General features: G+C 71.1%; 21 protein-coding genes and 1 tRNA gene. 9 read left to right on the top strand and 13 right to left on the bottom strand.

What is annotated here, in order from left to right; translation table 11 throughout:
* Nucleotides 1-70 precede the first annotated feature (70 nt).
* On the top strand, nucleotides 71-715 hold the full coding sequence (locus BIU96_RS05765; RefSeq protein WP_071291653.1) for an aminodeoxychorismate/anthranilate synthase component II: 645 nt from the start codon (nucleotides 71-73) through the stop codon (nucleotides 713-715).
* A gap of 200 nt (nucleotides 716-915) precedes the next feature.
* On the opposite strand, the gene pknB is transcribed toward BIU96_RS05765, so the two are convergent.
* The 7 genes from pknB to BIU96_RS05730 all read right to left on the bottom strand — a co-directional run bounded on the left by pknB (nucleotide 916) and on the right by BIU96_RS05730 (nucleotide 10,061).
* Nucleotides 916-2,712, bottom strand: coding sequence for a Stk1 family PASTA domain-containing Ser/Thr kinase (gene pknB, locus BIU96_RS05760; RefSeq protein WP_302847719.1), 1,797 nt, complete (start codon nucleotides 2,710-2,712; stop codon nucleotides 916-918).
* Nucleotides 2,713-2,829: 117 nt separating this feature from the next.
* Complete coding sequence (locus BIU96_RS05755) at nucleotides 2,830-4,587, bottom strand: protein kinase (protein WP_071291651.1); 1,758 nt, start codon at nucleotides 4,585-4,587, stop codon at nucleotides 2,830-2,832.
* Complete coding sequence (locus BIU96_RS05750) at nucleotides 4,584-6,038, bottom strand: penicillin-binding protein 2 (protein ID WP_071291650.1); 1,455 nt, start codon at nucleotides 6,036-6,038, stop codon at nucleotides 4,584-4,586. The genes BIU96_RS05755 and BIU96_RS05750 overlap by 4 nt, the downstream gene beginning before the upstream one ends.
* Entirely contained in the window at nucleotides 6,035-7,471 is a 1,437-nt protein-coding gene (locus BIU96_RS05745; RefSeq protein WP_071291649.1) for an FtsW/RodA/SpoVE family cell cycle protein, read from the bottom strand. Before BIU96_RS05745 ends, BIU96_RS05750 begins: the two co-directional genes overlap by 4 nt.
* Nucleotides 7,468-8,826 carry a Stp1/IreP family PP2C-type Ser/Thr phosphatase gene (locus BIU96_RS05740; protein ID WP_071291648.1) on the bottom strand — a complete coding sequence of 453 codons (1,359 nt, stop codon included), beginning with the start codon at nucleotides 8,824-8,826 and terminating at the stop codon, nucleotides 7,468-7,470. Before BIU96_RS05740 ends, BIU96_RS05745 begins: the two co-directional genes overlap by 4 nt.
* Before the next feature lie 6 nt (nucleotides 8,827-8,832).
* Nucleotides 8,833-9,384, bottom strand: a complete 552-nt coding sequence (locus BIU96_RS05735; RefSeq protein ID WP_071291647.1) for an FHA domain-containing protein — start codon at nucleotides 9,382-9,384, stop codon at nucleotides 8,833-8,835.
* Nucleotides 9,381-10,061, bottom strand: a complete 681-nt coding sequence (locus tag BIU96_RS05730) for a DUF3662 and FHA domain-containing protein (RefSeq protein WP_071291646.1) — start codon at nucleotides 10,059-10,061, stop codon at nucleotides 9,381-9,383. The genes BIU96_RS05735 and BIU96_RS05730 overlap by 4 nt, the downstream gene beginning before the upstream one ends.
* An 87-nt stretch (nucleotides 10,062-10,148) precedes the next feature.
* On the opposite strand from BIU96_RS05730, the gene BIU96_RS05725 reads away from it, so the two are divergent.
* Nucleotides 10,149-10,235, top strand: a tRNA-Leu gene (locus BIU96_RS05725).
* Nucleotides 10,236-10,621: 386 nt separating this feature from the next.
* Nucleotides 10,622-14,434: a tandem-95 repeat protein gene (locus BIU96_RS05720; RefSeq protein WP_071291645.1), complete on the top strand. Its 3,813-nt coding sequence runs from the start codon at nucleotides 10,622-10,624 to the stop codon at nucleotides 14,432-14,434.
* Between the two features lie 88 nt (nucleotides 14,435-14,522).
* Here the strand turns inward: BIU96_RS05720 and BIU96_RS05715 are convergent, their stop codons facing one another.
* On the bottom strand, nucleotides 14,523-14,936 hold the full coding sequence (locus BIU96_RS05715) for a hypothetical protein (protein WP_071291644.1): 414 nt from the start codon (nucleotides 14,934-14,936) through the stop codon (nucleotides 14,523-14,525).
* 158 nt (nucleotides 14,937-15,094) lie between these two features.
* On the opposite strand from BIU96_RS05715, the gene BIU96_RS05710 reads away from it, so the two are divergent.
* A complete protein-coding gene (locus BIU96_RS05710) occupies nucleotides 15,095-15,298 on the top strand; it encodes a hypothetical protein (RefSeq protein WP_071291643.1) in 204 nt (67 codons plus the stop codon).
* A 24-nt stretch (nucleotides 15,299-15,322) separates the two neighbouring features.
* Here BIU96_RS05710 and BIU96_RS05705 read toward each other — a convergent pair whose 3' ends face one another.
* Nucleotides 15,323-15,940, bottom strand: a complete 618-nt coding sequence (locus BIU96_RS05705) for a TetR/AcrR family transcriptional regulator (protein WP_071291642.1) — start codon at nucleotides 15,938-15,940, stop codon at nucleotides 15,323-15,325.
* Nucleotides 15,941-15,949: 9 nt separating this feature from the next.
* Nucleotides 15,950-17,500, bottom strand: coding sequence for a PucR family transcriptional regulator (locus tag BIU96_RS05700; RefSeq protein WP_071291641.1), 1,551 nt, complete (start codon nucleotides 17,498-17,500; stop codon nucleotides 15,950-15,952).
* Nucleotides 17,501-17,592: 92 nt separating this feature from the next.
* Between BIU96_RS05700 and gabT the strand changes: the two genes are divergently transcribed.
* The 4 genes from gabT (at nucleotide 17,593) to BIU96_RS19735 (ending at nucleotide 22,193) form a co-directional block, all read left to right on the top strand.
* Nucleotides 17,593-18,954 (top strand): 4-aminobutyrate--2-oxoglutarate transaminase, encoded by a 1,362-nt coding sequence (gene gabT / locus BIU96_RS05695; protein ID WP_071291640.1) that lies wholly within the window; start codon nucleotides 17,593-17,595, stop codon nucleotides 18,952-18,954.
* Nucleotides 18,951-20,531: an NAD-dependent succinate-semialdehyde dehydrogenase gene (locus BIU96_RS05690; protein ID WP_083402688.1), complete on the top strand. Its 1,581-nt coding sequence runs from the start codon at nucleotides 18,951-18,953 to the stop codon at nucleotides 20,529-20,531. Before gabT ends, BIU96_RS05690 begins: the two co-directional genes overlap by 4 nt.
* Nucleotides 20,528-21,895, top strand: coding sequence for an NAD(P)/FAD-dependent oxidoreductase (locus BIU96_RS05685; protein WP_071291639.1), 1,368 nt, complete (start codon nucleotides 20,528-20,530; stop codon nucleotides 21,893-21,895). Before BIU96_RS05690 ends, BIU96_RS05685 begins: the two co-directional genes overlap by 4 nt.
* A gap of 136 nt (nucleotides 21,896-22,031) precedes the next feature.
* A complete protein-coding gene (locus tag BIU96_RS19735; protein ID WP_175477467.1) occupies nucleotides 22,032-22,193 on the top strand; it encodes a hypothetical protein in 162 nt (53 codons plus the stop codon).
* 18 nt (nucleotides 22,194-22,211) lie between these two features.
* Here BIU96_RS19735 and BIU96_RS05680 read toward each other — a convergent pair whose 3' ends face one another.
* A complete protein-coding gene (locus BIU96_RS05680) occupies nucleotides 22,212-22,808 on the bottom strand; it encodes a TetR/AcrR family transcriptional regulator (protein WP_071291638.1) in 597 nt (198 codons plus the stop codon).
* Nucleotides 22,809-22,884: 76 nt separating this feature from the next.
* Between BIU96_RS05680 and BIU96_RS05675 the strand changes: the two genes are divergently transcribed.
* Nucleotides 22,885-23,619, top strand: coding sequence for an SDR family NAD(P)-dependent oxidoreductase (locus BIU96_RS05675; protein ID WP_254785985.1), 735 nt, complete (start codon nucleotides 22,885-22,887; stop codon nucleotides 23,617-23,619).
* 84 nt (nucleotides 23,620-23,703) lie between these two features.
* On the opposite strand, the gene BIU96_RS05670 is transcribed toward BIU96_RS05675, so the two are convergent.
* Both BIU96_RS05670 and BIU96_RS05665 read right to left on the bottom strand, forming a co-directional pair.
* Nucleotides 23,704-25,125 (bottom strand): NAD-dependent succinate-semialdehyde dehydrogenase, encoded by a 1,422-nt coding sequence (locus BIU96_RS05670; RefSeq protein WP_071291637.1) that lies wholly within the window; start codon nucleotides 25,123-25,125, stop codon nucleotides 23,704-23,706.
* Between the two features lie 8 nt (nucleotides 25,126-25,133).
* The gene (locus tag BIU96_RS05665; RefSeq protein WP_175477466.1) at nucleotides 25,134-26,549 is read right to left on the bottom strand and encodes an APC family permease; all 1,416 of its coding nucleotides are present in this window, start codon (nucleotides 26,547-26,549) and stop codon (nucleotides 25,134-25,136) included.
* Between the last annotated feature and the right edge of the window lie 61 nt (nucleotides 26,550-26,610).

The raw sequence follows: 26,610 nt of genomic DNA, 5'->3' as shown, positions 1-26,610 counted from the left end.
TACCGTGACCACGTGTGTGGGAAGACTCTCAGCCCGCTGCACACATCCCCCACGAGTACGGTGGAGCGCCATGACCAGGATCCTCGTCGTCGACAACTACGACAGCTTCGTCTACACGCTGAACGGGTACGTCCAGCAGCTCGGCGCCGACACCGACGTGGTCCGGAACGACGCGTTCCCCGAGTCCGAGATCGCCGACCGGATCGCCGAGTACGACGGCGTGCTGCTGTCGCCCGGGCCGGGAACACCCGCCGACGCCGGCATCTCCATCGCGACCGTCCACGCAGCCATCACCGCGGACACACCGCTGCTCGGGGTCTGCCTCGGTCACCAGGCCATCGCCGAGGCCCTCGGGGCGACCGTCACGCACGCCGAAGAGCTCATGCACGGCAAGACGTCGGAGGTCGACCACGACGACAGTGCGCTCTTCACCGGCGTCCCGCACCCCTTCACCGCGACGCGGTACCACTCGCTCGCCATCGTCGACGACACCGTCCCCGACGAGCTCACCGTCACCGCCCGGACGGGTGGCGGCGTGATCATGGGCGTGCAGCACCGCGAGCACCCCGTCTACGGCGTGCAGTTCCACCCGGAGTCCGTGCTGACCGAGGGCGGCTACCGCATGGTCGGCAACTGGCTCGAGACCACCGGCCTCGACGGCGCCGCAGACCGCGCAGCGGGACTCAACCCGCTCATCGCCGCGCACCGCGCCTGAGAGCCCGACTGCTCACCGCGCGTCCTGACGCGGACCGGTGGGCGGCCGTGGACCGGCGCCCACCCCGGCGGGGCTGTCCGTGGGAGGCGATCCGTGCCTCCAGGCAGCCAGCTCGGCAGGTCGCGTTCCGTTGGATCCGTGACACGGGCCTGGAGGCACGTCACGCGTCCGGTACGGGCCTCACGTCGGTCCGGCGTCGGTCAGCGACCGTCGTCCCCGCCGTTGTCGCCGCCGTTGTCGTCTCCGCCCGGCGCCGCCGGCTGGCTCGGCTGAGCGGCTGCGGCGCAGTACGTCAGGACGACGGTGCTGCCCTGAGCGATGTCACCGGCGGGGGCGTTCTGCTGCGTGACTGTGCCGCCCGTGCAGGAGTTCGTCGGCGCGGGCGTGACCGTGAGCCCGAGGGCAGCGAGCGTGGCGTTGGCCGTCGAGAACGGCTGCTGCGTGACGTCCGGCAGCTCGACCTTGCCGTTCGACACCGTGAGGTTCACCACGGTGCCCTTCGTGTGCTGGGTGCCGTTCGCCGGGTCGGTGCTCATGACCGTGCCTTCGGGAACGTCCGGCGAGTAGTCCGAGTTGATGGCGCCGACCGCGAAGCCGGCGTCCTTCAGGGTCTTCTCGGCCGCGGCCTGCGCCTGACTCGCGAGGTCGGGGATGGCGATCTGCTGCGGTCCGAGCGACACGACGACGCGGACGTCCTGACTGCGGGCGACGTTGGTGCCGGAGCCGGGCTCGGTGCGGATGACCGTGCCCTTCTCGACGTCGTCGGAGTTCTCCTCGACCTTGACGGCACCGAGGTCGCGCTTCTCGAGCGCGGTCGATGCGGAGTCCCAGGTGGCACCGACGACGTTCGGCACGCTGACCGACGACGACACCGGCGGCTTGCCCGGTTGCAGGTTGGCGACGAAGAACACCACGGCCACGATGACCGCGGCGGTCAGCAGGATGCCGACCCAGATCCACGCCACGGGGGGACGGTTCTGGGTGCGCTGCGGGCGGTGCTCGGCGGTGTCGTCGTCGAGCTCGCGGAAGGCGACCGCCGGGTTCGACGTCGTGCGCGGGTTGACCCCGAACAACATCGTCGAGGCGTCGTTGGCCGAAGCCTGGTGCAGCTTGCGGGTCGAGGCGGGGACGTGCCCCGCGGCGGCCTGCTGCAGCTCCGTGCGGAACTCGGCGGCGTTCTGGTAGCGGCGGGTGCGGTCCTTCACGAGCGCGTGCAGCGTGACGGCGTCGAGCGCGGGTGAGACCGCGGGGACGAGCGTGGACGGCGCGACCGGCTGCTCGCTGACGTGCTGGTAGGCGACGGCGACCGGGGAGTCGCCGATGAAGGGTGCACGGCCGGTCAGGAGCTCGAACAGCACGACACCGGTCGAGTACACGTCGGTGCGGGCGTCGACGGTCTCGCCGCGCGCCTGCTCCGGTGAGAAGTACGACGCCGTGCCGAGGATCGAGGTGGTCTGCGCGACCGTGGCCGAGGTGTCGGTGATGGCCCGGGCGATGCCGAAGTCCATGACCTTGACCTGGCCGGAGTGCGTGACCATGACGTTGGCGGGCTTGATGTCGCGGTGCACGACCCCGGCACGGTGGGAGTACTCCAGCGCGGTGAGGATGCCCTCGGTGATGCGCACGGCTTCGTCCGGCGCGACCGGGCCGTCGCCGATGATGTCGGAGAGCGGCCGCCCCTCGACGTGCTCCATGACGATGAACGGCACCTGCACCTCGGCACCCGAGGTCTCGGTGACGGTCTCTTCGCCCGCGTCGTAGACCCGGACGATCGTCGGGTGCGCCATGCGCGCGGCGGCCTGGGCTTCCTGCCGGAACCGGGTACGGAAGGCCGGGTCGTTGGCGAGGCTCGGCTTGAGCAACTTCACCGCGACCTTGCGTCCGAGGCGGGTGTCGTTGCCCAGATGCACAGTGGCCATGCCGCCCCGACCGATGACTTCACCGATCTCGTAGCGGTTGGCGAGGAGGGTGATCCCCGCGGTCACACCTTCTGGCACGTACTCCTCCGAATGTCCGTCCGGGCCAGTGTACGGCAGCCGTTCCTGGTGAGACGCTGGCGACGGGGGCCCCGACCGAACCGTTACGCAACGGTGTCGCGAGCCCCCGTCCGAGGGTCAGTCCTGCGGTGCCTGGCTGGGGTTGTTGCCGTCCGTCGGGTCGACCGTCGGCTCGCCCGTGGCCTGCCAGGTGTCGCTCGCGGCGCTCTCCGACGCGGCCGACGCGGTCAGGTTGCCGCACGTCACGGTGTAGCTCAGCGACGCGGACTTGCCGACGGCGTCGATCTGCACGGTGACCGAGCGGTGGTCGGCGTCGAGCGTGCCCGAGGTCTGGCTTGAGGTGTCCTTGCCGCCCGTGATCGTGTACGCGTACGACGCCACGGTGTAGCCCGTCGGGCACGTGGCGGCTGCCCAGCTGAAGGTGACCTGGCCGTCGGCCGACACCGTGCCCGGTGACGCCGAGTTCGGCTGGTTGACCGTCGGCTGCGCCGTGTACTGCTGGATGACGACCAGCGATCCGAGGGCGAGGCTGCCGGTCGGGCTGATCGACTGGACCGTGTTCGCCTTGTCGGCGCTCGGGGCCGGGTCGCCGTCCTCGACGCGCGAGGTCAGGCCGACCGACTGCAGCTTGGCCTGGGCGTCGGTGACGGAGAGCCCCTCGTAGTCCGCCGAGTTGACGAGCACGCGCGTCTGGGTGGGTGTGGCGCTCGGCGACGGGGGCTGGGAGCGTGTCGGCGTGGACTGGGACGAGCTCGTGGACGAGCGCGTCGGTTCGGGCTGCTGGTTGCCGTTCAACGCGAACGCGGCGACGACCCCGCCGATGACCAGCACGGCGATGACCCCGACGAGCCACCAGATCCACGCGCGGCGCTTCTTCGGTTCCTCGTCCTCGCCGTCGATCGGGGAGCCCGGCGTTCCGGGACCACCCGTGACCGCACCGGCCTGGGTCGTGCCGATGAGTGCGGTCGCGGCGTCGTTCCCCTGGCCCTGCGGCGGGTTGAACGCCACCGTGCCGCCGGCCGCGATGGCCGGCACGGCGACGGTGGCCGCAGCGACGTCGCCACGACGGAGTGCCTGCGCGGCGCGCGCAAGGTTGGCCGCGGTGGCCGGACGGTCGGCGGGCTTCTTCGCGATGCAGGACATCACCAGGGCCGAGACCGGCTCCGGGATGTCCCCGGGGAGCGCCGGCGGCTGCTCGTTGATGTGCGCCATGGCGATCGCGACCTGCGACTCGCCCGTGAAGGGACGGCGCCCGGCCAGGCACTCGTACGCGACGATGCCGAGCGAGTAGATGTCCGTCGACGGCGACGCGGGGTGTCCGCTCGCCTGCTCCGGCGAGAGGTACTGCACGGTGCCCATGACCTGGCCGGTCGCGGTGAGCGGGACCTGGTCGGCGATCCGGGCGATGCCGAAGTCGGTGATCTTGACGCGGCCGTCCGGCGTGATGAGCAGGTTGCCGGGCTTGATGTCGCGGTGCACGAGGCCCACGGCGTGCGCGGCCTGCAGGGCGTTCGCCGTCTGCGCCACGATGTCGAGGACCTTGTCGACGGGCAGCGTGTGCTCCCGCTCGATCATGGTCGAGAGCGCCTCGCCGGGGACGAGCTCCATCACGAGGTAGGCGCTGCCGTCCTCCTCGCCGTAGTCGAACACGTTGGCGATGCCCTCGTGGTTGACGAGCGCTGCGTGACGGGCCTCCGCGCGGAAGCGCTCGAGGAAGCCCGGGTCGCCGAGGTACTCGTCCTTGAGGATCTTGAGTGCCACGGTGCGACCGATGACGAGGTCGGTGGCCTGCCACACCTCTCCCATGCCGCCGATGGCGACCCGGGACGAGAGTTGGTACCGCCCACCGAAGGTGAGTCCGCTGGTGGGTCTCATTTGTTCAGCACCGCCTCCATGACTTTCTTCGCGACCGGGGCCGCGACCGTGTTGCCGACGCCGGACTGCCCGAGCCCGCCGCCGTTCCCGACGACGACCGCGACGGCCACCTCGGGGTCCTTCGCCGGGGCGAAGCCCGTGAACCAGAGCGTGTACGGGTCGCCCGTGCCGCCCTCGGCCGTGCCCGTCTTCCCTGCGACGTCGACACCGTTGATCTTGGCATTGGTGCCGGTCCCGGAGCTGACGACGCTCTGCATGGCCTCGGTCAGGTCGGCGGATTCCGAAGCGGACAACGGATCGCTGTACTGCTTCGGCGAGAAGGACTCGACCGTCTTCAGGTCACTCGTCGTGATCGAGTCGACGACGGACGGCTGCATGACCTTGCCGCCGTTCGCGATGCCAGCCGAGACCATCGCCATCTGCAGCGGGGACACCCGGACGCTGGCCTGTCCGAACGAACTGAGCATGAGCTGCGCCGTCGAGTCGACCGCGGGGTACTGGCTGGCGGTGGCGCGCATGGGGATCTCGATCGCGTCGCCGAAGCCGTACTTGTCGGCCATGCTCTTGATCGCGTCGTAGCCGAGCTTCTGCCCGAGCTCCGCGAAGGGGATGTTGCACGAGTACTGGATCGCCGTGCGCAGCTTCACCTTGTCGCCGCCGCCGCACGAGCCACCCTCGGCGTTGTTGATGTAGGTGCTGGTGCCGGGGAGCTGCAGCCGCGACGGGTTCGGGAACTCGGAGTCGAGCGTGTACTTGCCGCCCTCGAGCGCCGCCGACGCGACGATGAGCTTGAACACCGATCCCGGCGTGTAGAGGTCGCCGCCGTACGCGCGGTTCTTCAGCGGGTGGCTGTCAGCCTGGTCGAGGGCGTTGAACTTCGCGACGACGTCCGCCGTGTCGTGTGACGTGAGCGTGTTCGGGTCGTAGGACGGCTTGGAGACCATCGCGAGGATCTTGCCCGTCTTCGGCTGGATCGCCACGACCGCACCGGAGTTCGTGCCGAGCGCGTCGTACGCCGCCTGCTGCACCTTCGGGTCGATCGTCAGGTTGACGTTGTCGCCCTGGACGTCCTGGCCGGTGAGGATCGCGTTGAGGTTCTGGAAGAACGAGGCGTCCGAGTTGCCGGACAGCACGGAGTTCTCGGCGGCCTCGACGCCGGCGCTGCCCTGCCCGATGGTGAAGTACCCGGTGACGGCCGAGTAGAGGTCGCCGTTCGTGTACTTCCGCTGGTACTGGTACTGGTCGTCCACGGCGGTCGACTCGGCGATCGGGCTGCCCTGCACGAGGATCGCCCCGCGCTTCGTGGAGTAGCTGTTGAGGATCGTGCGCGAGTTCCGGGGGTCGGCGCGGAGCGAGTCCGCGGCGAAGAACTGGATCGACGTCGTCGACACGAACAGTGCCACGAACATGAGCACGATGACGGTCGAGACACGGCGGAGCTGTCGGTTCATCGGGTGCGCTCCTTCTTGGTCGTGCCACGTCCGCGAGCGGCTGGGATCGCGCCTTGCTGCACGCGCTGCTCGGCGGGGATGGCGTCGGTCAGGCGCAGCAACATCGCGGCGATGATCCAGTTGGCGATGAGCGAGGAACCACCGGCTGCCATGAACGGAGTGGTGAGGCCGGTGACCGGGATCACCCGGGTGATGCCGCCGACGACGACGAAGACCTGCAGGGCGATCGTGAAGCCGAAGCCGACGCCGAGCAGCTTGCCGAAGTCGTCCTGCGCCATGAAGCCGACCCGCATGCCGCGCGAGGCCAGGATGATGAACAGCGCGAGGATCGCGAAGACGCCGATGAGCCCGAGTTCCTCACCGAGCGAGGCGACGATGTAGTCGGCATTCGCGACGGGGGTCAGGTACGGGCGTCCCTGGCCGAGCCCGGTACCGGTGATGCCGCCGCTCGCGAAGCCGAACAGCCCGGTCACCAACTGCCCGCTGCCCTGCGACAGGCGGTTGTAGATGACGGGGTTGAACGGGTCGAGCCACTGTTCGAACCGGCCGTGCACGTACACGAGGGCGGACTGCGCGACGAGGGCGCCGCCGACGAAGAGCGCGAGGCCGATGACCACCCAGCTGATCCGGCCGGTGGCGACGTAGATCATCACCAGGAAGAGGCCGAAGTACAGCAGCGCGGTGCCGAGGTCGCGCTGGAACACGAGGACACCCATGGCGGCGCCCCACATGACCAGGATCGGGCCGAGGTCGCGGGCCCGGGGGAAGGTCATGCCGAGGAACTTCCGGCCGACGATCGACAGCGAGTCGCGTGCCGTGACGAGGTACCCCGCGAAGAACAGCGCCATCGTGATCTTCGCCAGCTCGCCGGGCTGGAACGTGAACGAGCCGATCTTGATCCAGACCCTCGCGCCGCCGACGTTCAGCCCGAGCCCGGGCACGATCGGCAGGAGGAGCAGCGCGATCGTCGCGAACATGAAGATGTACCGGTACCGCTGGAGGAACCGGTGGTTCCGGACGAGCAGCAGCACGACGATGGCGGCGACCATGGCGAGCATCGTCCAGACCATCTGCTTGACCCCGAACGCGGCCCACCCGAAGTGGTCGGCGTGGACGTCGATGCGGTAGATCTCCGCGATGCCGATGCCGTTCAGGGCGAGGGCGACGGGCAGGATGAACGGGTCGGCGTTCTTCGCGACGACGCGGAGCACCACGTGCATGACGAGTGCGAGCCCGAGGATCCCCGCGCCCACCCACAGCGCCGAGGTGTCGAACAGCCGCCCCTTCGTGCCGAGCTGCACGAGCACCATCGCGCCGGCGCAGATGCCGCACGCGATGACGAGCAGCACGAGCTCGAGGTTCCGGGCGCGCGCGGGTTCACGCAGCTTGATCGTGATCGCCTGCGTGAAGGACTGCGCCGTGGCGTTGCTCATCGCTTCGCACCGGGCGAGGCCGAGGGCGACGACGACGGGGAGCCCGACGGGGTGGGGGTCGGCGACGACGAGCCGCCGTCACCACCGGTGCCGGCCTGGTCCTGCCCGGTCGCGGCCGCCTTCCGCAGGCGGTCGACGATGTCGCGCGCGTCGTCGAGGGACTGCGCGTTGATCGTCGAGCGGACGTTCTCCCGCGTGTAGTCGGGCAGGGAGGACACGGTGACGTCGGTGTCCTCGTAGACGTCGGACAGCGCGATCGGGCCGATCGACTGCTGGACACCCTTGTAGATCGCGACCGTGCCGCGGTCGGTGCCGACGTAGTAGTGGTCCTGGATGATGCGCCAGCCGAGGAAGACGGCACCGACGAGCACGGCGACGGCGACCACGAGGGCGATCGTCCACGACACCCGGCGGCGGATCCGGCGACGGCGGTCCTCGGCGATGAGCTCGGCGAAGAACTGGTCGGACTCCGGCTCGAAGTGCGAGTCCTCGGGCGCGGTCGTGACCTTGAGCGGGTGCAGCAGGATCGTGGGGAGGCGGATCGGCTTCCGGCCGGTCGATGCCTCGAAGGTCAGGGGTGCTGCGGCGGACCCGACGGTGGTGGCCGCGTCGTCGTCGTCGTCGGGCTCGGTGTCGGTGACGTCCATCACCACGACGGTCACGTTGTCGGGCGCGCCGTGGTCGAGCGTCTCCTTCACGAGGCGCTGCGTCACCTGGTTCGCGTCCATGTTCGACGCGAGAGCGTGCCGGATGCGCTCTTCCGCCAGGTACGACGACAGGCCGTCCGAGCAGAGCAGCCAGCGGTCGCCCGGCTGGATGTCCATGATCGCGGTGTCGACCTCGGGTGCGGCGTCGACGTCGCCGAGCACGCGCATGAGCACCGAGCGGCGCGGGTGGACCGCGGCTTCCTCGGGGGTGATGCGGCCGCTGTCGACGAGGCGCTGCACGAAGGTGTGGTCCGACGTGATCTGCTGCAGCTCGCCGTCGCGGTGCCGGTAGATGCGCGAGTCGCCGATGTGGGCGATCGCGATCTGGTCGCCGACCCGGATCATCGCGGACACCGTGGTGCCCATGCCGGTCAGTTCCTGGTGCTCGAACACCGTCTCGGTGATGAGCTGGTTGGCCGCGATGAGGGCCGACTGCAGGGCGAACTCGGCGTCGTGCGCGGAGGGGAACTCGCGGTCGACTTCCCTGATGCGACGGATCGCGATCGCCGACGCGACGTCGCCGCCGGCGTGTCCGCCCATGCCGTCCGCGACCGCGAACAGGTGCTGTCCGGCGTAGCCGGAGTCCTGGTTGTTGGCACGGATGCGCCCCACGTGGGACACAGCGGCGCTCAGCGTGCGAGCCGTCATCCGGGGTTACCGCCGCAGCTCGAACGTCGTGGTCCCGATCGTGATCGGCGTCCGCTCGGCGATCATCACGGGTGCGGTCACCTTCTGACCGTTGACGAAGGTGCCGTTCGTGGACTCGAGGTCGGTGAGGAGCCAGCCGTCGGCGCGCAGGTCGAGGCGGGCGTGGTTGGTCGAGGTGTAGTCGTCGCGGATGACCACGTTGGACTCGCTGGACCGGCCGATCGTGATCGGTCCGCCGCCGAGCGGCATCTCCATGCCCTCGCGCGATCCCTCGGTGATGACCAGTCGGGTGGCGACCGGCGTGGCGGACTGCTGCGCGCCTCCAGGCTGTCCGATGAGATCCGTGAACGCACCGTTGGATGCCGGAGCCGGCGCCGCTGCTGCCGGCACCGCGGGGGTCGTCGGACCGGACGCACCGGCCTTCGGATCGGTGGGGATGGTGCGCACGCGCTGACCGAACAGGTCACTGCGCAGCGCGAAGACGATCACGAACACGAACAGCCACAGCACCGCGAGGAACGCGAAGCGCAGGACGAGCAGGGTCAGCCCTGTGGTCACCTGGTACCTCCGTCGTTCTCGGGGATCACCCGGAACACCATACGGGTACGACCGATCTCGATCGTGGAATCCGGCTCAACGATGGCCTGCTGGAAGCGCTCGCCGTTCAGTTTCGAGCCGTTCGTCGACCCCAGGTCGTTGGCCTGGGCGTGCTTGCCGTCCCAGATCACCTCGACGTGCTTCCGGCTCGTGCCGGTGTCCGCGACGGTGATGTCGGCGTCGGTTCCGCGGCCGATGACGGTGCGCCCGCGCTGGAGCTTGTGGCGCTGCGAACCGATGTCGAGCACGGCGACCCAGGCGACGTCCCGCTGCACGGTGGTCGAGTCGACCTCGAGGATCCCGGTGGACAGCGTGCCGTCCTGCTTGAGGGCGATCGTCACGGGTCCGGAGAACGAGTAGTTCTGCGCGACGGCGTGCTGCTGCACCATCTGCGAGAGCTCGTCGATGAGCGGACGACCGATGTCGTTCATCCGCGTGAAGTCCGGCGGCGCGAGGCGCACGGCGAACTCGTTCGGCACGAGGATGCGCTCGCGCGACACCACGGCAGCCTTCGTGTCGAGCTCGCGGCGGAGTGCGCTCGAGATCTCGACGGGCTGCACGCCGGAGCGGAAGGTCTTCGCGAACGCGCCGTTCACGGCGCGCTCCAGCCCTCGCTCGAAGCTGTCCAACAGGCCCATGGGTCTCCAGTGTTCTCGGTCGCTGACCTTACGCATGGTAGTGGTTGGCATCTGGCAGCGTCTGTGCATGGTAGTGTTCTCGGGCTGGCGCGAGTGGCGGAATTGGTAGACGCGCACGGTTCAGGTCCGTGTGCTGGAAACGGCGTGGGGGTTCAAGTCCCCCCTCGCGCACCAGGCAGAACAGAAGGCCCCCGGAGAGATCCGGGGGCCTTCTGCATTCTCCGCGCCTTCTGTGTTCTCTGTGCCTCGTGTGTTCTCTGAGCCTTCGGCCTTCGCTGGGCCTGGAGGCACGGCGCGGCCCCGCCACGCTGCCCGCCCGGTCCTCTGGATGCGTCTGCACCGGGGGTGCGCCGCGGTCCTTCCCGTGTCGGGTCCCCTTGTTGTGTTCCCTGACGGGTCCCCACAAAGGGGGACTGCTCGGAGCGGCCCCAGTCCGGGGGTTTTCGCCCCCGCGCCCGGTCGGGGTCCGCCACGATGAGCGGACAGCACGCCGGGCATGAGCACTGCTCGCCCGCGGCTGACCCGAACCCGAACTCTCCGTCAGGACCCCTCCCTTGCGCATGCCCGATGCCGCACGTCCGTCGTGCCCGCCCGCCCTCCGTCTCGGAGGCGCCGCCCTGGTCGCCGCCCTCGTCACTGCGGGTGCGGTCGTCGCCCTCCCGCAGTCCGCGTCCGCTGCTCCCGCGTTCTCGAAGACGCTGCTCTACGCGACCACCTCGGACGGTTCCGGGGTCGTCTCGATCGACCGGGCCACCGGTGCGACGTCGAGTGTCGTCCCCGTGCCGAGCGGCGCTGGTGCGATCAACCAGCTCGGGCTCTCGGCGGACGGTGGCACACTCGTCCTCACCGACCCGACCAACGTCTACGAGTGGAACGCGGGGACCGAGAAGTTCCGGACCACCCCGCGGACGTCGGGCGTCACGAACAACATGGGCGGCATCGACCCGAAGTCCGGCAAGTACTACTACGGCGGCGTGGTCACGGGCTCGGCGACCGAGTTCAAGTTCACGAGCTACGACCCGGCGACCCACACGAACTCCGGCACGATCGTGACGGTCACCGCCGAGGGATCCGACGGCACCAACGGCGACCTGGCGTTCGACGGCCAGGGCAACATGTACTTCATCAAGAGCAGCGGCTCGTCGGCGCAGATCTACCGCGTCGACGCGGCGGATCTCGTCGGCGTCGGGACGGCGAGGGCGAGCAAGGTCGGACCCGCGATCGCCACCGGGATCGCGTTGAACTCGATGGCGTTCGGCGACGACAGTTACCTCTACATCGCGGGCAGCGGTGCGAACGCCTTCCTCAAGGTGAACCCGATCACGGGTCGCGTCATCGGCACACAGAACCTCAGCGCCAAGGTCACCGACATGGCGAGCAACGCCCTGCCGACCACGGGTTCCGTCACGGCGACCCGTCCCGCGACGACCTTCGACCCGGGCGACGACTTCACCGTCACGATCGGCGGCAACGGCGTCACGACGAACAACTCGGCGACCACCACGGCGAAGGAGCCCACCGCCACGGCCGGACCGGTCCTGCTCCTCCCCGGGCAGACCGACCCGTACACGATCGCGCAGACGCCCGCGGGCACGACGAACCCGGTGAACTACACGACGACGTGGCTCTGCAAGGACCCGGCCACCGGCAAGGCGGTCATCGATGGGACCGGGACGACGGGCACCTTCACGATCCCGGCAGGGGTCGCCTCGGTCGACTGCTCGTTCACGAACGCGGTGAAGCCGAAGCCGGTCGCCACGACGGACGAAGCCGCGGTGAGCGAGCCCGGGAAGGCCGTCACCGTGGACGTGGTCAAGAACGACGCGGGTGACCTCGACCCCGCCACCCTCAGCATCACGGGCGCCGACGGCAAGCCGACCACCGCACTCCACGTCGAGGGTCAGGGCGACTGGACCGTCGACACCACGAAGGGCACGGTGACGTTCACGCCGGCCGCGGGGTTCACCGGCGACCCGGCCCCCGTCGACTACACCGTGCGGGACGGCCGCGGGCTGGAAACCGGCGCGCAGGTCGTCGTGACGTACCAGCCGACCGCCGCCGCCGACACGGTCTCGGCCGTCCGGCAGGGCAGCCCGGCCGTGGTCGACGTGACGGCGAACGACTCCGACAACGTCGACCCGACGAGCGTCCAGCTGCTCGACGCCGACGGCACGCCGAGGTCGTCGCTGACGGTCGGCGGTCAGGGAACCTGGACCGTCGACCCCAAGACGGGCCGGGTGACCTTCACCACGGCGCGCGACTTCACGGGCAACCCGACTCCCGTCACCTACCGCGTCGCCACGGGCAGCGGTGCGACGACGCCCGCGACGGCGACGATCACCGTCCGGTACGCCGTCGCGGCCACGGCCGACGACGCACGCGACAACACCGTCGGCAGCACGGTGACCGTGGACGTGACGGCGAACGACTCGGCGAACGTCGACCGGACGACCGTGCAGCTGCTCGATGCCGACGGCACGCCGGTCTCGACCCTGCCGATCGCCGACCAGGGCACGTGGACGGTCGACGCCACCACCGGCGCGGTCACCTTCACACCCCTGCCCGGCTTCACCGGGAACCCCGCACCGGTCACTTACACGGTGAGCGACGGGAGCGGGCACACCTCGTCGGCCCCGGTCCAGGTGGCCTACCGTCCGGTCGCCGCGGCGGACGCCGTGGTCGCGCCGACCCCGGGTGAGCCCGTGTCGGTCCCCGTCCTCGCGAACGACTCGGCGGGCCTCGAGCGCACCTCCGTCCACCTGGTCGACGGCGCCGGCGACGCGACGCGGGAGCTCGTCGTCGACGGCGAGGGCACCTGGACGGTCGACGCGGCCACGGGCGTGGTGACCTTCACGCCCCAGCGCGGGTTCACCGGCAACCCGGCGCCCGTGACGTACACCGCGGGCGACGCGTTCGAGCGCGGCGTCCGCCAGACCGTCACCGTCTCGTACCTGCCGGTGGCCGCTGCCGACGGCTCGACCGGCAACACCGTCGGTTCCCCGGCGTCCGTCACGGTGACCACGAACGACTCGTCGAACGTCGTCGCGTCCAGCGTGCGCCTCGTGCAGGGCGCCGCCCTCGTCACCGAGCTGCCCGTGGCGGGCCAGGGAACGTGGACGGTCGACACGGCCACGGGCACCGTCACCTTCACGCCCGCTGCCGGGTACACGGGCGACCCGACCCCGGTCCGGTACTCGGTGCAGGACGCTGCCGGTCACGCGACCACCGCGGTCGTCACCGTGGCGTACGCCCCGGTCGCGACGAAGGACGTCTCCCGTCGCAACGCCCTCGGCTCGGCCGTCACGGTCGACGTCGTGGGCAACGACAGTGCGAACGTGGACCGCTCGACCCTCCGCCTGCTCGACGCCGACGGACAGCCGGTCACGACCCGCACCGTGCGCGGCGAGGGGACGTGGACGGCCGACACGAGCGCCGGCACGGTGACCTTCACGCCGGAGACCGGGTTCACCGGCGACCCGACCACCGCTCGGTACACCGTGCAGGACGGCCGCGGTGAGACCACCACGGCCGACGTGGACGTCACCTACCAGCCCGCAGCCGTCGACGACGTCTCCGGCGGCAACGCGCTCGGCGAGCCGGTGACGGTCGACGTCGCGGCGAACGACTCCGCGAACGTCGACCCGGCCTCCGTCCGGCTGCTCGACCGCGACCGGAACCCGCAGACGACCTTCGTGGTCGACGGCGAGGGTACCTGGACCGTCGACACGGCCAGCGGGGAGCTGACCTTCACGCCGCTCGACGGGTTCACGGGGAACCCGACCCCCGTCCGCTACAGCGCGACCGGCGCCGACGGTGCGACCACCACGGCACTCGTCTCCGTCCGCTACCTGCCCCTCGCGGCCGACGACTCGTCGCTCGACCATGCGACCGGTGAGACGGTGTCGGTGGACGTCACCGCGAACGACTCCCGCAACGTGGACCCGACGACCGTGCGCCTGCTCGCCGCCGACGGGACCCCGGTCACGTCGCTCGCTGTCGAGGGTGAGGGCACCTGGACGGTCGACACGACGACCGGTCGTGACACCTTCGTCCCCGAGGCGGACTTCACCGGCAACCCGTCGACCGTCGAGTACACCGTGTCGGACGCGTCGGGCGAAGCGACGTCGGCGACGGTGAGCATCGCGTACGCGGAGGCCGACCCGACCGCGTCGACCCCGGTTGCTCCGGCGCCGACCGCGACCGGGGCCCCTGCCCCGACCGCGCCCACGACCACTCCGGAAGCGGCGCCCCGCGGCGGGCTCGCCTTCACCGGCGCCGACCTGCTCTGGCCGGGCCTCGGCGGACTCGCCATGCTCCTGGCGGGTGGCGTGCTGCTGCTGACGCGACGCCGCCGCGGTGGTCGCCACGTCTGATCCGAGGGCCTGACCCGTCGACGGACTGGAGGCGCGGTGCCAGCCGGCACCGCGCCTCCAGTCCGTCAGGTGGTCTGTCCCAGAGCCGTCAGCTCGCCGGCTCGTCGGGGACGACGCGCTCGCCGCGTCGGAACCAGGGTCGGGCGCTGGGCAGGAACAGCAGGACCGCCGCCACGACCGACAGCAGCACCATCGCGAGCGAGATGCCGCCCGTCGTGATGCTCAGGGCGGCCCGGAACGCCGCGATCACGACGAGGACGAGGCGTGCCGCTCCCGATCCGCGGAGGAGCTGCAGCAGCGCAGCCGCGACGAGGGCCCAGAGGACGAACGACACCACGAGTGCCGCGACCCCGCCGAAGCCGGGAAGTCCCCAGCCGAGCGTGGCGATGACCACGGTCGAGACCACGCCGACGACGAGCCACACCGCCCAGAGCACGATCGAGACCGTCACCGCCCGCGGGCGGGTCCGTCGCGATCGTCGGAGTTCGTCCGTCGTGGTCATGTACGCCTCGTTCCCCGTCGCTCCCTGTGCGACGACACGAGCGTACCGACCGTCCTGACTCTCTCTTCTGTATGTGAAGTATTGACGTCTCACGGCGGCTTCGTTAGCGTCGCGGAAGCGAGGCAGAGAAGCTCCCCGATCCGCACAAGGAGGTCATCGTGACGAAACTCTTCGGCAACCCCGTGTTCGCCATCGCCGTCACGGTCGGCCTGATCATCGCTGGTGCCGCTGTCTCCGCGGCGACGATCGGTACGCCGAACCAGATCGTCGGTTCGTTCGCGGTCGGCATCGCTGCCGGAGTCGGCGGGTGTTACGTCGGTACCACCATCCGGCACCGTCGTCGGAATGGCGGGAACCACTAGGCGGAGCACCGGGCGCCCCGAGGCTCAGCCGGCGAGGGTCACAGGGTCGAGGTCGACCGCGCGGGCGATGGTCGTGCGGACCAGTCCCTCGCGGGTCGGGCGGTCCAGGTGGTCGACGAGGGCGTACCCGTTCGTCGCGTCGACGAGGGCGAACAGGAGCCGGCCGACCTCGTCGGGGTCTTCGGCGCGCATGACCCCGTCGCGGACCCCGGCGCCGACCACGGCGGTCGCCAGGAGCTGCCAGTCGTCCATGACGTCACGCGCCGCGGTCGCCAGCGACGGGTTCGTCCGACCGATGCTCCAGGCGTCCGCCCAGAGGGCCGCGACGTCGTCGCGCTCGGGGTCGGCGATGCACGCCAGCAGGGCACGGAGCTGCCCGACGGGGTCGTCGACGGCGGTGACGATCGACCGGACCTCGGCGACCTCGGCGCTCGCGACGGTCCGGAAGGTCTCGCCGACCAGCTCCTCCATCGCCGGCCGGTAGTGGGCGACGAGGGACGGGGCGACCCCGATGGCAGCAGCGACCCCGCGGAGGGTCACGCCGGCGAGCCCCTCGGCGCGGGCGACCTCGATCGCGGCCGCGGTGATCTGGGCCTCGCGTTCGGCCGGGCTGAGGCGCCGGCGGGCCGGGGTCGTCGGCACGGTGTCAGCCTATTCGGCGCCCGCCGGGCCGCCCTCGACCACGAACGCGGCCCACAGGTCGGCCCGGGTCGCGAAGGCCGACAGGTCCCGGTCGAGCAGTCGCCCGGCGTGCTCGACCCGGGCACGTGCGGTGTGCCGGTGGACGCCGAGTGCCTGCGCCGTGCGGTCGTACTCGCAGTTCTGCTCGAGCCAGGTGCGGACGGTCCGGGTGAGGTCGGTGCCCGCCTCTCGGTCGTGTCCTCGCAGCGGGGCGAGGAACGCCCGGGCGACCGCACCCGCGTCGACGTCGACGTGTGCCAGGTGGGCGAGCACGCCCTCCCGTGCGAGGTCGCCGAACTCAGTGGTGCCGGGGCGGCCCTCGCGGCGGCGGTCGAGGGCCTGCACGGCCTCGGTGCGCGCGCGTCCGAAGGACCGGTACGAGGCGCCGTCGGAGAGCCCGGCGCGGAGGTCGAACCGGGAGACGAGCTCGTCGACGATCGCCGTGTCGTCGGCGCTGACGCAGAGGAAGAGGGCGTCGTCGACGGCGAAGAACAGGTGCCCGGGTCGGTCCTGTACCCAGAGCTCGAGCAGGTCGACCACGGTGTCGAGGTCCTGGTCGGGGACCTCGACGGCGGCGATCCGGACGGGTTCGGCGGGGAGCGGTCCCCAGACCTCGCGGGAGGTGGTGTCGACGACGTCGGGGTCGCCGACGGAGAGCATCGTGAGCAGTCCGGTCCGCAGGAGCCCCCGGGCGCGGGCGAGCTCGCGGTTCTGCTGCAGAGCGAGTCCGGCGAGGGCGATGACGGCGGTGACGACCTCACGCCCGGCCCGGTCGAGCGCACCGCCGTTCGCGATCGCCAGCACCCCGCTCAGGTGGCCGCCGCTGCCGAGGGTCTGGAGCGTGAAGCCGGTGCGGTGCCGGGTCGTCACGGGCAGGCTCGCGCGCTGGCCGGCGCGGAGCAACCGGAGGGACTCGGTCCGGAGGAGGTCGAGGTCCGACCCCGTGACCCCGTCGGCCGGGTGCCCCCGGTCCAGTCGTCCGGAGACGTCGAAGAGCCCGACCCACCCGTCGAGCTGTCGGGAGAGCTCGGCGATGGTGGCGCCGAGACCGTCCGGTCGCATCGCGGCGAGGGAGATCGCGCGCTGGGCGGCGAGGGCCCAGGCGTTCCGTGCGTTGGCCTCGCGGGCGACGGCGTCCGCGTTGGCCTGGGCGACGGCGATGAACGACGTCTCGTAGGGCACCTCGAACAGCGGGAGTCCCTGCGCCTCGCACGCGTCGACGAGCTCGGCCGGGGTGCCCGCACGGACCACCTCGGTGCCGAAGCCGAGCGCGACGACACCCCGTTCCCGCAGCCGCCGGACGTACGAGTCGGCGAACCCCTCGGTGACGTCGGCGTCGACCCCGAACTGCGTGCCCGTCGTCAGGAGGCCCTGACCGTCCGCCAGGAACGGCGTCGGGTCGGCCAGGTCGGAGCTGTGCAGCCAGGACAGCGGAGCGTCGAGGGCGTCCGTGTCGGCGCTGGTGAGCAGCCGGAGGTGCAGGTCGACTCGGTGCAGCAGGGAGCGCAGCGTCGCGGGCATGGGGGAACCCTATCCGCTGCGGCGATCGTGACCACCGCCGCTGTACACGGCGGACAGTGGGTGTGGCGGGGTCGTCCTCCTACCATCGCGGCATGTCCTCCACCGCTGCACCCACGACCAGCGCCGCTGCGGGCGGCCCCTCGCTGCCCCAGGAACGGCGGCTCGTCACGGAGGTGCCGGGCCCCCGATCCCGCGAGCTCTTCGCCCGGAAGTCCGCCGCGGTGGCCGCAGGCGTCGGTGTGGCCGTCCCGATCGCCGTCGTCGCGGCCGGTGGCGGCGTGGTCGTCGACGCGGACGGCAACTCCTTCGTCGACCTCGGTTCCGGCATCGCCGTGACGAGCGTCGGGAACGCCCACCCCGGGGTGGTGGCCGCCGTGACCGAGCAGGTCGCCGCCTTCACCCACACGTGCTTCACCATCGCGGCCTACGACGGGTACGTCGCCGTCGCCGAGGCCCTGAACCGGCTGACCCCCGGCGACCACGAGAAGCGGACGGCCCTGTTCAACTCCGGCGCGGAAGCCGTCGAGAACGCCGTGAAGATCGCGCGCAAGCACACCGGTCGGCAGGCCGTCGTGGTGTTCGACCACGCGTACCACGGGCGGACGAACCTGACGATGGCGCTGACCGCGAAGAACCAGCCGTACAAGGACGGCTTCGGTCCCTTCGCCCCCGAGGTCTACCGCGTGCCGATGTCCTACCCGTTCCACGACGGCCTCTCCGGGCCCGAGGCGGCGAAGCGTGCGATCAGCCAGATCGAGAAACAGGTCGGCGCGGCGAACACCGCGGCCGTCCTCATCGAGCCGATCCAGGGCGAGGGCGGGTTCGTCGTGCCGGCCCCCGGGTTCCTCCCCGCCCTGTCCGAGTGGACCACGGCGAACGGCGTCGTCTTCATCGCCGACGAGGTGCAGACCGGGTTCGCCCGGACCGGTGCGATGTTCGCCAGCGAGCACGAGGGGATCGTCCCCGACGTCGTGACGACGGCGAAGGGCATGGCCGGTGGGCTGCCCCTGTCCGCCGTGACCGGGCGTGCCGAGATCATGGACTCCGCGCACGTCGGGGGTCTGGGCGGAACGTACGGCGGCAACCCCGTCGCGTGCGCCGCAGCGCTCGCCGCCATCGGCGCCTTCGAGCACGACGGCCTGGTCGAGCGGGCGCGGGAGATCGGCGACGTCGTCCTGCAGGCCCTCCGCACCGCGCAGTCGGGCGACCCGCGCATCGGCGACGTGCGTGGTCGCGGCGCGATGGTCGCGATGGAACTGGTGGACCCGGCGACCGGCGACCCGGACCCCGGGCTGACCGGACGGGTCGTCCGGCACGCCTACGAGCACGGGGTCATCGCGTTGACCGCCGGCACCTACGGCAACGTCGTGCGCTTCCTGCCGCCGCTCGCGATCGACGACGACCTGCTGCGCGAGGGCCTCGACGTCGTCCTGGAAGGACTGGCGACCGCATGACCGCGACGCACCCCGCGACCAGCGCGACGCACACGGCGACCGGGTGGCCGAGCGTCCCCGACGCCACCGGACCAGCCGCTGAACAGGCCGTCCTCGACCGGGTCCCCACGGGCCTCCTGGTCGGTGGCGCCTGGCGACCGGCGGCCGACGGCGGCACGTTCCCCGTCGTCGACCCGGCCACCGGCGCGACGCTCCTGCGCATCGCCGATGCAACCCCCGAAGACGGTGTCAAGGCACTCGACGCCGCGGAAGCAGCTGCAAAGGGGTGGGCTGCCACGCCTCCGCGGCAGCGCGCCGAGGTCCTGCGTCGGGCCTTCGACCTGCTGCAGGACCGCCGTGAGGAGTTCGCGCTCCTCATGACGCTCGAGATGGGCAAGCCCCTCGCCGAGGCCCGGGGCGAGGTGACGTACGGCGGCGAGTTCCTCCGCTGGTTCTCCGAGGAGGCGGTCCGGATCGGCGGGTCCTACGGCACGAACCCCGAGGGCACCGGCCGGGCGATCGTGACCCACAAGCCCGTCGGGCCGGCGTTCCTCATCACCCCCTGGAACTTCCCCCTCGCGATGGCCACCCGCAAGGTCGCCCCGGCGCTCGCCGCAGGGTGCACCGTCGTCGTGAAGCCCGCCGAACTGACCCCGCTCACGACGCTGCTGTTCGCGGACCTGCTGCTCGAGGCCGGGGTGCCGGCCGGCGTCGTCAACGTGGTCCCGACGACGCGGGCCGCCGACGTGTCCGGCCCGGTGATCGCCGACCCGCGGCTCCGCAAGCTCTCCTTCACGGGATCGACCCCGGTCGGCCGGACGCTGCTCCGGCAGGCGGCGGACACGGTCCTCCGGACGAGCATGGAGCTCGGCGGCAACGCGCCGTTCCTGGTGTTCGCGGACGCCGACCTGGACGCGGCGGTCGATGGTGCTCTGCTCGCCAAGTTCCGGAACACCGGGCAGGCCTGCACGGCGGCGAACCGCTTCCTGGTGCACGAGGACGTCGCGGAGGAGTTCGCCCGCCGGGTCACCGAGCGCGTCGCGGCCATGCCCGTCGGTCGCGGCACCGAGGACGGCGTCGCCATCGGTCCGCTCATCGACGCCCGTGCCGTCGACAAGGTGCACCGCCTGGTCGCCGACGCGGTGGAGCGCGGTGCGGTGGTCCGGACCGGCGGCCACCCCGTCGAGGGACCGGGCACGTTCTACGCGCCGACCGTCCTGACCGACGTGCAGCCGGGGAGCGCCCTGCTCCGCGACGAGCTGTTCGGGCCGGTCCTGGCGATCAGCACCTTCCGCACCGAGGACGACGCGGTGACGGCCGCCAACGACACCGAGTACGGTCTCGTCGATTACGCGTACACGTCGGACCCGGCGCGTGGGCAGCGACTCATCGAGCGGCTCGAGACGGGCATGCTGGGTCTCAACGCCGGGGTCGTCTCGAACGCCTCGGCACCGTTCGGCGGGGTCAAGCAGTCTGGCCTCGGCCGCGAGGGCGGCGGCGAGGGCATCGCCGAGTACCTCGAGACCATGTACACGCTGACGCCGGACCCGTTCGGGCCCCCGGCCAGCACCAGCACAGGACAGAGAGCAGCACGATGACCGAGAGAGACGTCGTCATCATCGGCGCCGGCGTGACCGGCCTCACCGCCGCGGCGCGCCTGGTCGCCGAGGGGAAGACCGTCGCCGTGCTCGAGGCACGCGACCGGGTCGGCGGCCGCACCTGGACCGAGGACATCGAGGGCGTCACGCTCGAGATCGGCGGCCAGTGGGTCTCGCCGGACCAGACCGCGCTGCTCGAGACCCTCGACGAGCTGGGACTCGAGACGTACGACCGCTACCGGGAGGGCTCCAGCGTCTACGTCGACGAGCACGGCACCCGCACCGAGTACACCGGCGACATCTTCCCGCTTCCCGAGGCCACCGCGACCGAGATCGAGCGGCTCGTCAGCGTGGTCGACGAGTACGTCGCGACCGTCGACCCGGCACGCCCGTGGGAGGCTCCGGAGGCCGCGCGTCTCGACGAGACGTCGTTCCGTGCGTGGCTCCATGAGCTGAGCGACGACCGGGTCGCGACGGACAACGTCGAGCTGTTCATCGCCGGTGCGATGCTGACGAAGCCCGCCCACGCCTTCTCGGCCCTGCAGGCGCTCCTGATGGCGGCGTCGGCCGGCAGTTTCTCGAACCTCGTCGACGCCGACTTCATCCTCGACAAGCGCGTGGTCGGCGGGATGCAGCAGGTCTCCGAGCGCCTCGCGGCACGACTCGGTGACGACGTGCACCTGCACGCGCCGGTCCGGACGCTGCGGTGGGACGACGAGGGCGTCACCGCGATCGCCGACGGCGGCATCGAGGTCCACGCACGCCAGGCGCTCGTCGCCGTGCCGCCGCCCCTGTACTCGCGGATCTCCTACGAGCCCCCGCTGCCCCGTCGGCAGCACCAGCTCCACCAGCACCTGTCGATGGGCTTCGTGATCAAGGTGCACGCCGTCTACGACCGGCCGTTCTGGCGGGGTGCCGGGCTGTCCGGCACGGCCTTCAGCCCGTACGAGCTCGTGCACGAGGCGTACGACAACACCTCGCACGGGCAGGAGCAGGGCACGCTCGTCGGCTTCGTCTCGGACGTGCACGCCGACGACGTCTTCGCGCTGTCCGTCGAGGAGCGCAAGGCTCGCGTCCTCGCCTCGCTCGCGCACTACTACGGCGACGAGGCGCTCCGGCCCGTCGTCTACTACGAGAGCGACTGGGGCACCGAGGAGTGGACCCGTGGCGCCTACGCGGCGAGCTTCGACCTGGGCGGACTGGTCCGGTACGGCGCCGACCAGCGTGCGGCCATCGGTCCGCTCCGGTTCGCGTCGAGCGACCTCGCCGGGCACGGGTACCAGCACGTCGACGGAGCGGTCCGGATGGGCCGCGAAGCGGCCGCGGAGATCCTCGCCGCACTGCCGCAGCCGGCGGTGCGGTAGACGCTCACCGAGCCGGACTGGAGGCGCGGTGCCAGCTGGCACCGCGCCTCCCGTCCGTCGTGTGGCCGCGTCCGCACCCGTCCGCCACACGCCCGCCTGAGCGGCCGCCTCGATCCGTCCGCGTAGCGTCCGGGCCATGAGCGACACCGCAGCGAACGGCTCGAGCGAGCCCATCGACGAGCAGCGCGAGCACACGGAGGACCTGCCCGACGGCTCGTCCACCGGCAACGCGACCGAGGACCCGGAACAGGACAGCGACGTCGACTCGGGCGGCGAGCCCGCCGACCCGCAGGAGTAGCCGGACGGCGACCGACGGTCAGTCCGTGGCGGCCGTGAGCCGGGCCGCCGCCGATCGCGCGGCCGCAGCCCACCGCCGCGACGGATCGGCCTGCGCGCTCGCCATCGCACCGTCGTAGAGCACGCACAACGGGAGCGCCGACGTGCTCGGGTCCGGGTCGCCCGCCTCGGTGAGGAGCGACTCGAAGAGCTCGCGGACCCACGCGCGGTGGTCCAACGTCACCTGGTGGGTCGGGTGTCCGTCGCCGTACTCGGCCTCGACGTTGATGAACGGGCAGCCGCGGTACCCGGGTTCGTCGAACCACTCGCCGAGCAGGTCGAAGACCGCGAGGATCCGCTCGCGAGGCGTTCCCGCGCGGCCGGGGAGCTCCGCCGCGACGTGCTCCTGCCACGACCGGCTCCGCCCCTGCAGGTACCCGACCACCAGGTCGTCCTTCGTGCGGAAGTGCGTGTAGAGACTCGCCTTCGAGATCTCCGCCTCGGCCGCGACCTGGTCGACCCCGACCGCGTGGATGCCCTGTTCGTAGAACAGCCGGTCCGCGGTGGCGACCGCGCGTTCGTACGCGGGGCGGCGGCGGGTCCGTGGTGCTGCCGAGGGAGTGGTCTGGTCGGGCATGGTTTGACAATACCAAACAGGTCGGTACAGTTACCAGCACCAAACCGAACCGATCTGTTCAGACAGGATGTCCACCATGACCAAGACCGCCCTCATCACCGGTGCCACGAGCGGCATCGGCCGCGCCACCGCCGAACTCCTCGCGGCCCGAGGGCTGCACGTCGTCGTGTCCGGCCGCAGTGCCGAGCGGGGCGACGCGGTCGTCCGTGCGATCCGTGCCGCCGGTGGCAGCGCCGACTTCGTCTCCGCGGACCTGCGCGACGAGGCGAGCGCGAAGGAGCTCGCCGCCCGAGCGACCGAACTCGGCGGCGGCCACGTCGACGTCCTCGTGAACAGCGCGGGGGTCTTCCCGTTCGGCCCGACGGCCGGCACCAGCGAGCAGGGCTTCGACGAGGTCTTCGACATCAACGTCAAGGCGCCGTACTTCCTCGTCGCAGCACTCGCACCCGCGATGGCCGAGCGGGGTGACGGCGCCGTCGTGAACGTCACCACGATGGTCGCCGAGTTCGGTGCGGCGGGCATGGCCCTCTACGGCTCGAGCAAGGCGGCGCTCGTGCTGCTCACGAAGTCGTGGGCGGCCGAGTTCGGTCCGGCAGGCGTCCGGGTCAACGCCGTCAGCCCCGGTCCGACCCGCACCGAGGGCACCGCGGCGATGGGTGAGAGCCTCGACGCACTGGCCGCGGCTGGTCCCGCCGGGCGCCCGGGGACGGCGTCCGAGATCGCCGAGGCGATCGTGTTCCTCGCGACCGACGCGGCGTCGTTCGTGCACGGTGCGGTCCTGCCGGTGGACGGTGGGCGGATCGCGGTCTGAACCGGACCGGCTCACGGACGGGAGGCGCGGTGCCGGCTGGCACCGCGCCTCCCGTCCGCCGTGGAGCCGGGCACAGAGCGGCGGTCAGCCGATGCGGATCAGCTTCTTGTTGACGAACTCGTCGGCCCCCAGGGGGCCGAGCTCGCGGCCGAAGCCGCTCGCCTTGACGCCGCCGAACGGCAGTTCCGGGCTGTCCGCGCCGACGATGTTCACGTAGACCATGCCGGCCTCGATGCGGTCCGCGACGCGGAGTGCCTGGTCGGCGTCGGTCGTGAACAGGTACGAGCCGAGGCCGTACGGGGTGTCGTTCGCGATCGTGACCGCGGCGTCCTCGTCCTCGACCCGGTAGACGGCGGCGACCGGGCCGAAGAACTCCTCGCGGTAGGCGTCGTTGTCCGGCGTGACGCCCGTGAGGACGGTCGGCGTGAACGCGTTGCCCTGCCGTTCGCCACCCGTCACGACGGTCGCACCCTGACTGCGGGCGCTCGCGAGCTGCTCCTCGAGGCGGTCGGCGGCGGCCGGCGAGGACAGCGGGCCGAGCTCCGCACCGGGGGTCGTCGGGTCCGTCGGTTCGACGGCGGACATCGCTGCGGTGAACCTCGTGAGGAAGTCGTCGTACAGGTGGTCGGCGACCAGGAAGCGCTTCGCGGCGTTGCAGACCTGCCCGTTGCCCTCGAGGCGGGTGGCGACGGCGGACTCGACCACGGCGTCGAGGTCGTCGGTCGACAGCAGGATGAAGGGGTCCGACCCACCGAGCTCCAGCACGACCTTCGTCAGGTTCCGGCCGGCGATCTCCGCGACCGCGGCACCCGCACGGGCCGAGCCCGTCAGCGAGACGCCCTGCACCCGGGGGTCGGCGATGACGTCGGCGATCTGGTCGTTGGACGCGAACACGTTCGTGTACGCACCCTCGGGGAAGCCGGCGTCGTGGAAGACCTGCTCGATCGCGAGCGCCGACTCCGGGCACTGCGGAGCGTGCTTCAGCAGGACGGAGTTGCCGATGAGCAGGTTCGGACCGGCGAACCGGGCGATCTGGTACGCGGGGAAGTTCCACGGCATGATGCCGAGCACGACGCCGATCGAGGACTTCCGGATGAACGCCGAGCCCTCGCTGCCGGCGGCCAGGGTGATCGGCTGGTCCGCCAGGAACTCCGACGCGTGGTCGGCGTAGTAGTCGTAGATGTCGGCGCAGAAGTCGACCTCGCCGACGGCCTGGTCGATCGGCTTCGCCATCTCGCGCACGATCGTGGCGGCCAGGTCGTCGCGGCGCTCCCGGTAGAGCTCGGCGACGCGACGGAGCAGGGCCGCGCGGTCGGCGGCGGTGCTGCGGTCGGCGGTGTGCGCTCGGTCGGCGGTGTCGATCGCCGCGCGGAGTTCGTCGTCGGTGATCGTCGGGAACGTGCGGAGCACCTCGCCGGAGGCCGGGTCCGTGACGGCGTAGCGGGTGCCGGCGGCGGTGCTCGCGGTGCTGGTGGTGTCCGTCGCGGTGCTGGTGGTGTCGGTCATGGTGCTCCTCAGCCTTGCTCGTCGGTCAGTTGCTTGTTGACGCCGGTCACCGGCTGGTTCTCGTCGAAGCCCTTCGGCTGCACCCGGAACCCCTTCGTGATGACCAGCAGGTACACGAACCCGATGGCCGCCCACACGCCGCCGGCGATCAGCGCGTCGGCGTGCAGCTGCGACCAGAGAACACCGGTGAGGAGCATCGCGACGCCCGGCATCACCACGAAGGTGAAGCGGTCGCGGGCCGTGTGGCGGCGACCCTCGCGCCAGGCGAAGTGCACGATCACCGTCAGGTTGACGAACGTGAACGCGATCAGCGCGCCGAAGTTGATGTACGACGAGATCGTGTCGAGCGAGAACGACATCGCGAGCAGGGTGACCAGACCGACGAAGACGACGTTCGGGATCGGGGTGCGCGTGCGGGGGCTGACGTACCCGAACACCCGCTTCGGCAGCACGTTGTTCCGGCCCATCACGAGCAGCATGCGGGCGACGCTGGCGTGCGAGGCGAGCCCCGACGCCAGTGCGGCGATGAACCCGGCGGCGACGAGGATCGCCTGGAACACGCGGCCGCCGACGAGCAGACCGATCTGGGGGAGCGGGTCGTCGGTGAACTCGCCGAAGGGGGCGTTGGTCGGGAACCGGAGCTGGGCGAAGTACGACGACACCAGGAAGATCAGGCCGCCGATGAGGACCGTCATGAGGATGGCCTTCGGCATGATCCGGACCGACTTCGCCTCTTCCGTGTACATCGTCACCGCGTCGAACCCGATGAACGAGAAGCAGACCACGGTCGCGCCGGTGAGGAGCGCGGACATCGTGACCCCGTCGTGCACGAACGGCCGCGTGCTCACGAGCGTCCCCGCTCCGGCGCCCTGGACGAGTTCGATGACGGCGAAGACCACGAACGCGATCATCGCGAGGATCGCACCGATGAGCAGGACCATGTTGAGGTTCGAGGTGCCGCGCATCGACAGGCAGATCACCGTGGTGACGAACGCCGTGTAGACCACGACCGTCACCCACGGCGGCAGAGCCGGGAAGACCTGCTCGAGGTAGAGCCGGATGATGAGCGCGTTGACCATCGGCAGGAGCAGGTAGTCGAGGAGCGATGCCCAACCGACCATGAAGCCGGCGTTCGGGTGGATCGACTCCCGCACGTACGTGTACGCGGACCCGGCGGCGGGGTAGACGCGGACCATCTTCCCGTAGCTCACCGCGGTCAGGAGCATGATCACGAGGGCGATGAGGTATGCGCTCGGCACGGCCCCCTTCGTCTCGTCGGACACGATGCCGAACGTGTCGAACACGACGGTCGGGGTCATGTACCCGAGCCCGAGGCCGACGATCGCCCACAGGCCGAGGCTCCGCTGCAGCGATCCACGCCGCGCCGGAGCGGTCGGGGCGGTGACCACGGTGGGTGATGCCATGCGTTGACTTCCCTGCTGGATCGGGGCCGGGCGTCGGTGCCCGGGCCGTTCGGTTCGGAGC

This window comes from Curtobacterium sp. MCBA15_008 (assembly GCF_001865065.1).
In the GTDB taxonomy this organism is placed as follows: Bacteria; Actinomycetota; Actinomycetes; order Actinomycetales; family Microbacteriaceae; genus Curtobacterium.
Note: the sequence above shows the minus strand (reverse complement) of the source record. Positions and strands in the feature narration are given on the sequence as shown.

What these genes read in the sequence shown, in the direction of transcription:
- BIU96_RS05765 (WP_071291653.1), top strand. Translation starts at nt 71, where the DNA reads ATGACCAGGATCCTCGTCGTCGACAACTACGACAGCTTCGTCTACACG.
- BIU96_RS05755 (WP_071291651.1), bottom strand. Translation starts at nt 4,587, where the DNA reads ATGAGACCCACCAGCGGACTCACCTTCGGTGGGCGGTACCAACTCTCG.
- BIU96_RS05750 (WP_071291650.1), bottom strand. Translation starts at nt 6,038, where the DNA reads ATGAACCGACAGCTCCGCCGTGTCTCGACCGTCATCGTGCTCATGTTC.
- BIU96_RS05745 (WP_071291649.1), bottom strand. Translation starts at nt 7,471, where the DNA reads ATGAGCAACGCCACGGCGCAGTCCTTCACGCAGGCGATCACGATCAAG.
- BIU96_RS05740 (WP_071291648.1), bottom strand. Translation starts at nt 8,826, where the DNA reads ATGACGGCTCGCACGCTGAGCGCCGCTGTGTCCCACGTGGGGCGCATC.
- BIU96_RS05730 (WP_071291646.1), bottom strand. Translation starts at nt 10,061, where the DNA reads ATGGGCCTGTTGGACAGCTTCGAGCGAGGGCTGGAGCGCGCCGTGAAC.
- BIU96_RS05720 (WP_071291645.1), top strand. Translation starts at nt 10,622, where the DNA reads ATGCCCGATGCCGCACGTCCGTCGTGCCCGCCCGCCCTCCGTCTCGGA.
- BIU96_RS05715 (WP_071291644.1), bottom strand. Translation starts at nt 14,936, where the DNA reads ATGACCACGACGGACGAACTCCGACGATCGCGACGGACCCGCCCGCGG.
- BIU96_RS05700 (WP_071291641.1), bottom strand. Translation starts at nt 17,500, where the DNA reads ATGCCCGCGACGCTGCGCTCCCTGCTGCACCGAGTCGACCTGCACCTC.
- gabT (WP_071291640.1), top strand. Translation starts at nt 17,593, where the DNA reads ATGTCCTCCACCGCTGCACCCACGACCAGCGCCGCTGCGGGCGGCCCC.
- BIU96_RS05690 (WP_083402688.1), top strand. Translation starts at nt 18,951, where the DNA reads ATGACCGCGACGCACCCCGCGACCAGCGCGACGCACACGGCGACCGGG.
- BIU96_RS05685 (WP_071291639.1), top strand. Translation starts at nt 20,528, where the DNA reads ATGACCGAGAGAGACGTCGTCATCATCGGCGCCGGCGTGACCGGCCTC.
- BIU96_RS19735 (WP_175477467.1), top strand. Translation starts at nt 22,032, where the DNA reads ATGAGCGACACCGCAGCGAACGGCTCGAGCGAGCCCATCGACGAGCAG.
- BIU96_RS05680 (WP_071291638.1), bottom strand. Translation starts at nt 22,808, where the DNA reads ATGCCCGACCAGACCACTCCCTCGGCAGCACCACGGACCCGCCGCCGC.
- BIU96_RS05675 (WP_254785985.1), top strand. Translation starts at nt 22,885, where the DNA reads ATGACCAAGACCGCCCTCATCACCGGTGCCACGAGCGGCATCGGCCGC.
- BIU96_RS05670 (WP_071291637.1), bottom strand. Translation starts at nt 25,125, where the DNA reads ATGACCGACACCACCAGCACCGCGACGGACACCACCAGCACCGCGAGC.
- BIU96_RS05665 (WP_175477466.1), bottom strand. Translation starts at nt 26,549, where the DNA reads ATGGCATCACCCACCGTGGTCACCGCCCCGACCGCTCCGGCGCGGCGT.